This is a genomic window from Planotetraspora silvatica, assembly GCF_016863315.1.
In the GTDB taxonomy this organism is placed as follows: domain Bacteria; phylum Actinomycetota; class Actinomycetes; order Streptosporangiales; family Streptosporangiaceae; genus Planotetraspora; species Planotetraspora silvatica.
The window spans coordinates 1-855 of record NZ_BOOQ01000104.1; the positions used below are offsets into that span (position 1 = coordinate 1).

Annotated in this window: 1 protein-coding gene; it reads left to right on the plus strand. The window is 68.2% G+C overall.

What is annotated here, in order from left to right:
* Positions 1–855 (plus strand): HAMP domain-containing sensor histidine kinase (locus tag Psi02_RS39785; protein ID WP_203981093.1); only part of this gene is annotated, 855 nt, incomplete at both ends.

An 855-nucleotide genomic window follows, 5' to 3' on the forward strand; every position in this document is an offset into this window, starting at 1 on the left:
GGCGGCGCTCGCTGCCTGGGCGACCTGGTGGGTGGTCGGACGCACCCTGCGCCCCGTCGCGATGATCCGCGCCAAAACCGCCGAGATCACCGTGTCCGACCTCAGCATGCGCGTCCCCGAACCCCCCGGCTGCGACGAAATCGCCCAACTCGCCCGCACCTCCAACAAAACCCTCGCCCGACTCGAGGCCGCCGTCGAACAACAACGCCAATTCGCCTCCGTCGTCTCCCACGAACTCCGCTCACCCGTCGCCGGCCTCCACACCCAACTCGAAGAAGCCCTCCTCTACCCCACCGACGTCGACCCCCTCACCACCATCCAAACCGCCCTCACCACCACCGAACGACTCCAAGCCATCATCGACGACCTCCTCGTCCTGGCCCGCATCCGCTCCGCACCCCCCACCGCACCCCAACCCATCGACCTCACCACCCTCATCACCGAAGAAATCGCCACCCGCGTCCAACCCACCACCGGAAGCACCCCCGTCCGCACCCACACCACCGGCCACGCCACCGTCCTCGGCAACAAAATCCAACTCATCGGCGTCCTCAACAACCTCCTCGTCAACGCCCAACGCCACGCCGACACCGCCGTCGAGGTCACCACCACCCACACCACCGACCACGCCGTCATCACCGTCACCGACGACGGCCCCGGCATCGCCCCCCACGACCGCGAACGCGTCTTCCAACCCTTCATCCGCCTCGAAGACGGACGCCGCCGCGACCCCGGCGGAAGCGGACTCGGCCTCGCCATCTGCCGCGCCGTCATCACCGCCCACCACGGAACCATCGAAATCGAAGACTCCCCCCGAGGCGCCCGATTCGTCATCCGGCTACCACTGATCCCCGC